Genomic DNA, 5,319 nt, shown 5'->3' with positions numbered 1-5,319 from the left:
AGGAGCCGGGGGCCTGGAAGCCGGACCAGTACTCCAACCCGCACAACCCGCGCTCTCACTACGAGACCACCGGCCCGGAGATCTGGGAGCAGACCGAGGGCAGGATCACCCACTTCGTCACCGGCATGGGCACCGGCGGCACCATCTCCGGGGTCGGCCGCTACCTCAAGGAGCAGAACCCCGACATCCAGGTCGTCGGCGCCGACCCGGCGGGCTCGGTCTACTCCGGTGGCACCGGGCGCCCCTACCTCGTCGAGGGCGTCGGTGAGGACTTCTGGCCGGAGACCTACGACCGGACCATCGCCGACCGGGTCATCGAGGTCTCCGACGCCGACTCGTTCGCGTTCACCCGCCGCCTCGCCCGCGAGGAGGCGATGCTGGTCGGCGGCTCGTCCGGCATGGCGGCGTATGCCGCGAAGCAGCTGGCCCACGAGCTCGCCGACGCCGGCCGGACCGACGCCGTGATCGTCGTCCTGCTGCCGGACTCGGGGCGGGGCTACCTGACCAAGGTCTTCAACGACGACTGGCTGGCGCAGTACGGGTTCCCCACCGAGGCCTCCCGCGACTCGGTGCAGACCGTCGGCGAGGTGCTGCGCGGCAAGGACGGGCGGCTGCCCGACCTGGTGCACACCCACCCCAACGAGACCATCGCCGAGGCGGTCGCGATCCTGCAGGAGTACGCCGTCTCCCAGATGCCCGTCGTCCGCGCCGAGCCGCCCATCGTGGCCGCCGAGGTCGCCGGCTCGGTCTCCGACCGGGCGCTGATGGACGCGCTCTACGCCGGCACCGCCAAGCTCACCGACCGGGTCGAGGACCACATGTCCCCCCCGCTGCCGACCGTCGGCTCGACCGAGGACGCCCGCGACGCGGTGGCGCTGCTCGAGACCTCCGACGCGGTGCTGGTCCAGGAGGACGGCAAGCCGGTCGGCGTGCTGACCCGCCAGGACCTGCTGGCGTTCCTGGCCACGTCGGGTTGATCCACGGCCCTGTGGATGGCCGGTCGCGGCCGGCGTCGCCAGGGACGACATGACGTGCCGGGCCTGGTCGCGCTCGCCGAAGTGCTGAAGAGCCGGCGCGCGTCGGCGCCCCACGCCGCGTGAGCTTCCCGGGATGTGACGAACTCTTCAGTACTTCGGGGGGCGACCGGGCACTAGAGTGAGAACACGTTCTAGTTTCGGAGCGCAATGGAGGCGGGATGAGCGCGAGACCGGCGATCGACGGGTGGTTCACCACGGGTGAGGCACCGGCGCTGCTGGGGTCGCGGTGCACGACGTGCGCCACGACGTACTTCCCGCCCACTCCCACCGACCGGGCCGGCTTCTGCCGCAACCCGGCCTGCGGCGGCGAGGAGTTCGCGACCGTGGAGCTGTCCCGGCGCGGCCAGGTGTGGAGCTACACCGACGCGCAGTACCAGCCGCCGCCGCCCTACGTCTCCCGCACCGACCCCTACGAGCCCTTCGCGCTGGCCGCGGTGGAGCTGGACGAGGGGATCACCGTGCTGGGGCAGGTCGCCGACGGCTACGGCGTGGGCGACCTGAAGGTGGGCGCCGAGGTCGAGCTCGTGGTCGAGACCCTGAACCGGGCTGACGACGGGGACGACCTGCTGATCTGGCGGTGGAAGCCGGTCACCGAGCTCGGCGAGGAGGCCGACCAGTGAGCAACGACGTGGCGGTGCTCGGCGTGGGCATGCACCCGTGGGGCAAGTGGGGGAAGCCGTTCACCGAGTACGGCGTGGTCGCGGCCCGGGCCGCGCTGGCCGACGCCGGGGTGGCCTGGACCGACGTCGACCTGGTCGTGGGTGGCGAGACGGTGCGCAACGGCTACGGCGGCTACGTCGCGGGTGCGACCTTCGCCCAGGCGCTGGGGTGGAACGGCGCGCGCGTGGCGACGTCGTACGCGGCGTGCGCGACCGGCGCCCAGGCGCTGGACACCGCCCGCGCCCGGATCCTGGCCGGCCTCTCCGAGGTCGCGCTGGTGGTGGGCGCCGACACGACGCCCAAGGGCTTCCTCGCGCCCAACGCCGGCGAGCGCTGGGACGACCCGGACTGGCTGCGGTTCCGGCTGCTCGGGATGACCAACCCGGCCTACTTCGCGCTCTACGCGCGCCGCCGGATGGACCTCTACGGGGCGACCCAGGAGGACTTCGCCAGGGTCAAGGTCAAGAACGCCAGGCACGGCCTGGCCAACCCCAACGCCCGCTACCGCAAGGAGGTCAGCGCCGAGGACGTGCTGGCCAGCGCCGTGGTCGCCGACCCGCTGCACCTGCTCGACATCTGCGCCACCTCCGACGGAGCGGCGGCGGTGATCATCGCCAGCCCCGACTACGCGACGCGACACGGGCTCGACAGCCCGGTGCGGATCAACGCCATCTCGACGGTGACGCCGACCTTCCCCAACACCGTCCTGGACATGCCCAACCTCTCGACGGACGCGCACGGCGGTGTGGAGCCGGAGCGGACGTTCAAGGAGTCGATCGCTCACGCGGCGTACGAGGAAGCCGGGATCGGCCCCGACGACGTGAGCCTGGCCGAGGTCTACGACCTGTCGACCGCGCTCGAGCTGGACTGGATCGAGGACCTCGCGCTCTGCAAGCGGGGCGAGGCCGAGGCGCTGCTCCGGGCCGGCGACACCACGCTGGGCGGCCGGATCCCGGTCAACCCCTCCGGTGGGCTCGCCTGCTTCGGCGAGGCGGTGCCGGCCCAGGCGCTGGCGCAGGTGTGCGAGGTGACCTGGCAGCTGCGCGGCCAGGCCGAGGGCCGCCAGGTGGAGGGGGCCAGGGTCGGCATCACCGCCAACCAGGGGCTCTTCGGGCACGGGTCCTCGGTGATCCTCAGCCGCTGATGTCCTTCGTCCTGGTCGACCGGCCCGACCCGCGGGTCGCCGTCGTCACGCTCAACCGCCCCGAGCGGATGAACGCGATGGCCTTCGACGTGATGGTCCCGCTGCGCGACGCACTGACGGCGCTCGGCCAGGACAACGAGGTGCGCGCGGTCGTGCTCACGGGCGCGGGAAAGGCGTTCTGCTCCGGCGCCGACCAGGAGTCAGCCGGCGTGCCGCCCGGCGCGACCGGAGTGACCAGGCCGACCTACGCGCTGCGGGCGATGGAGATGCTCGAGGACGTCGTGCTGACGGTCCGCCGGCTGCACCAGCCGGTGGTGGCGGCGGTCAACGGCGCGGCGATCGGCGGCGGCCTGTGCCTGGCGCTTGCCTGCGACCTGCGGATCGCCGCACCGGCGGCGTACTTCCGGGCGGCCGGCATCAACAACGGCCTGACCGCGAGCGAGCTGGGGCTGAGCTACCTGCTCCCGCGGGCGATCGGCTCGACCCGGGCCGCGGACCTGATGCTCACCGGCCGCGACCTGGGAGCCATGGAGGCCGAGCGGATCGGGCTGGTGTCGTCGGTCCACGATGACGTGGTCGCGGCCGCCGTCGAGATGGGGCTGCGGATCGCAGCGTTCTCGCAGCCCGGCATCGAGCTCACCAAGAGGTCGCTGCAGGCCGGCATCGCCGCGAGCTCGCTGGAGACCTACCTGCCGAGCGAGGGCATCGGTCAGCTCTACCTGCGGCTGCTGACCAGCAACTTCGAAGAGGCCACGCTCGCCCGCAAGGAGGGCCGGCCCGCGAAGTTCACCGATGACCGCTGACCTCGGCATCGCTGACTTTCGGCCTGTCGGCGGGTCTGACTAGCGTCCCCGTCACCCGACCGAAGGAGATCGACGATGGCCGTCCTCAACCCCTACCTCAACTTCGAGGGCACGACGCTCGAGGCGATGGAGTTCTACCAGTCCGTCTTCGGCGGTGAGCTGACCAAGATGACCTTCGGCGAGATCGGCATGACCGAGCACGAGGGCACCCCGCTCCCGGCCGACGGCATCATGCACTCGCAGCTCACCACGGACGCCGGCTTCACCCTGATGGCGGCCGACAGCCCCGGGGAGCACACGCCCAACGGTCACATCAGCCTGAGCGGCGACGAGGACGACCTGCTGCGCGGCTACTGGGCCAAGCTCGGCGAGGGCGGACACATCGACGTCCCGCTCGAGGTCGCGCCCTGGGGCGACGCGTTCGGGCAGGTCAAGGACCGGTTCGGGGTCAACTGGCTGGTCAACATCGCGGGCTCGCCGGGCTGACGCCTACGCGTCGCACTCCGTCCAGCCGGGGGAGACGTCGTCCAGCCAGGCGGCCAGGCCCGGCGAGCCTCCGGCGGTGAGGCAGTCGTTGCCGCCGGCGCCGTCCGCGAGGTCGACCGTGACCTGGAAGGGGAGGGGCGGGCGCTCCGACAGCCCCTGTGCCCACGACGCGACGCTGCCGTGGAGCAGGTTCCTGCGGAGCTCGAGGCTGTAGAGGTCCGGCAGGTTGCCGACCGATGCCGGCAGGGTGGTGAGCTGGTTGCCGTAGGCATTGAGGATCCTGAGCGCGGCCAGCTGCCCGACCTGGCTCGGCAGCGCGGTGATCGCGTTGCCGTTCAGGTAGAACTCCTCGAGGTTCGGGAGGTCGCCGATCTCGGGTGGGAGTGCCGTCAGCTCGTTCTGGGACAGGTAGAGCCCGTGGAGCCAGTCCAGCTGGCCGATCCAGGACGGCACCGCGGTGAGCAGGTTGTCGTTGAGGTTGAGGTGGTAGAGGCTCGTCATCGAGGCCATCTCGGCGGGCAGGGAGGCGAGCTGGTTCTCCGGGAGACTGAGCAGCGTCAGCGTGCCGAGGTCGGCCAGCTCGGGGGGCAGCGCGGTGAGCTCGTTGCCCCCGAGACGCAGCGTGCGGATCGCCGGCAGGTCCCCGATCTCAGGCGCCAGCGCGGCGATCGCGTTGTCGCTGAGGTCGAGCAGGACCAGCCGTGGCAGCGAGGCCAGCGACGTCGGGAACCCGGTCAGGTCGTTGTCGGAGGCCTGGAGGTGCTCGAGGCCGGTCAGACCGCTCATCGAGGCGGGGACGCTGGTGAGGCGGTTGCCGCTCACGTTCAAGACCCTGAGCGCGGGAAGGGTGCCGACTCCCGCGGGCAGGGAGGTGAGCTCGTTGTCGTTCAGCAGCAGGGCGTCCAGGGCGGTGGCCCCGCCGATCTGGGTGGGTAGCGACTCGAGCTCGTTGCCGGCCGCCAGCAGGAACGTGAGCTGCGACAGGTCACCGATCGAGGCCGGCAGACTGGTGAGCTGGTTGTCGGTCAGGTCCAGCTCGTACAGCCGGGTGAGGTTGCCGAGCGTCGTCGGGAGCTGCGTCAGCTGATTGCCGGCAAGGTAGACCCAGCGCAGGTCCGGGATGCTCGTGAAGTCGTCGGGGAGGGAGGTCAGCTCGTTGTCGCTCACATCGATCAGGTCGAGCTCGGGG

6 protein-coding genes are annotated in these 5,319 nt (G+C 71.5%); 5 read left to right on the top strand and 1 reads right to left on the bottom strand.

Annotation, left to right across the window (positions count from 1 at the left end; all coding sequences use genetic code 11):
* From JHD21_RS20370 to JHD21_RS20350, 5 genes are all read left to right on the top strand, one after another.
* On the top strand, positions 1–977 hold a 977-nt coding region (locus JHD21_RS20370; RefSeq protein ID WP_292679083.1), incomplete at its 5' end, for a pyridoxal-phosphate dependent enzyme.
* A 218-nt stretch (positions 978–1,195) separates the two neighbouring features.
* Positions 1,196–1,657 carry an OB-fold domain-containing protein gene (locus JHD21_RS20365; protein WP_292679080.1) on the top strand — a complete coding sequence of 154 codons (462 nt, stop codon included), beginning with the start codon at positions 1,196–1,198 and terminating at the stop codon, positions 1,655–1,657.
* The gene (locus tag JHD21_RS20360) at positions 1,654–2,841 is read left to right on the top strand and encodes a lipid-transfer protein (RefSeq protein ID WP_292679077.1); all 1,188 of its coding nucleotides are present in this window, start codon (positions 1,654–1,656) and stop codon (positions 2,839–2,841) included. Before JHD21_RS20365 ends, JHD21_RS20360 begins: the two co-directional genes overlap by 4 nt.
* Positions 2,841–3,644 carry an enoyl-CoA hydratase gene (locus JHD21_RS20355; protein WP_292679074.1) on the top strand — a complete coding sequence of 268 codons (804 nt, stop codon included), beginning with the start codon at positions 2,841–2,843 and terminating at the stop codon, positions 3,642–3,644. Before JHD21_RS20360 ends, JHD21_RS20355 begins: the two co-directional genes overlap by 1 nt.
* 75 nt (positions 3,645–3,719) lie before the next feature.
* On the top strand, positions 3,720–4,130 hold the full coding sequence (locus JHD21_RS20350) for a VOC family protein (RefSeq protein WP_292679072.1): 411 nt from the start codon (positions 3,720–3,722) through the stop codon (positions 4,128–4,130).
* A gap of 3 nt (positions 4,131–4,133) precedes the next feature.
* Here the strand turns inward: JHD21_RS20350 and JHD21_RS20345 are convergent.
* A partial coding sequence (locus tag JHD21_RS20345; protein WP_292679068.1) for a leucine-rich repeat domain-containing protein occupies positions 4,134–5,319 on the bottom strand: 1,186 nt, incomplete at its 5' end.

Source organism: Nocardioides sp. (assembly GCF_016462705.1).
Lineage (GTDB): Bacteria > Actinomycetota > Actinomycetes > Propionibacteriales > Nocardioidaceae > Nocardioides.
This window is presented reverse-complemented; position numbering and strand designations above follow the sequence as displayed.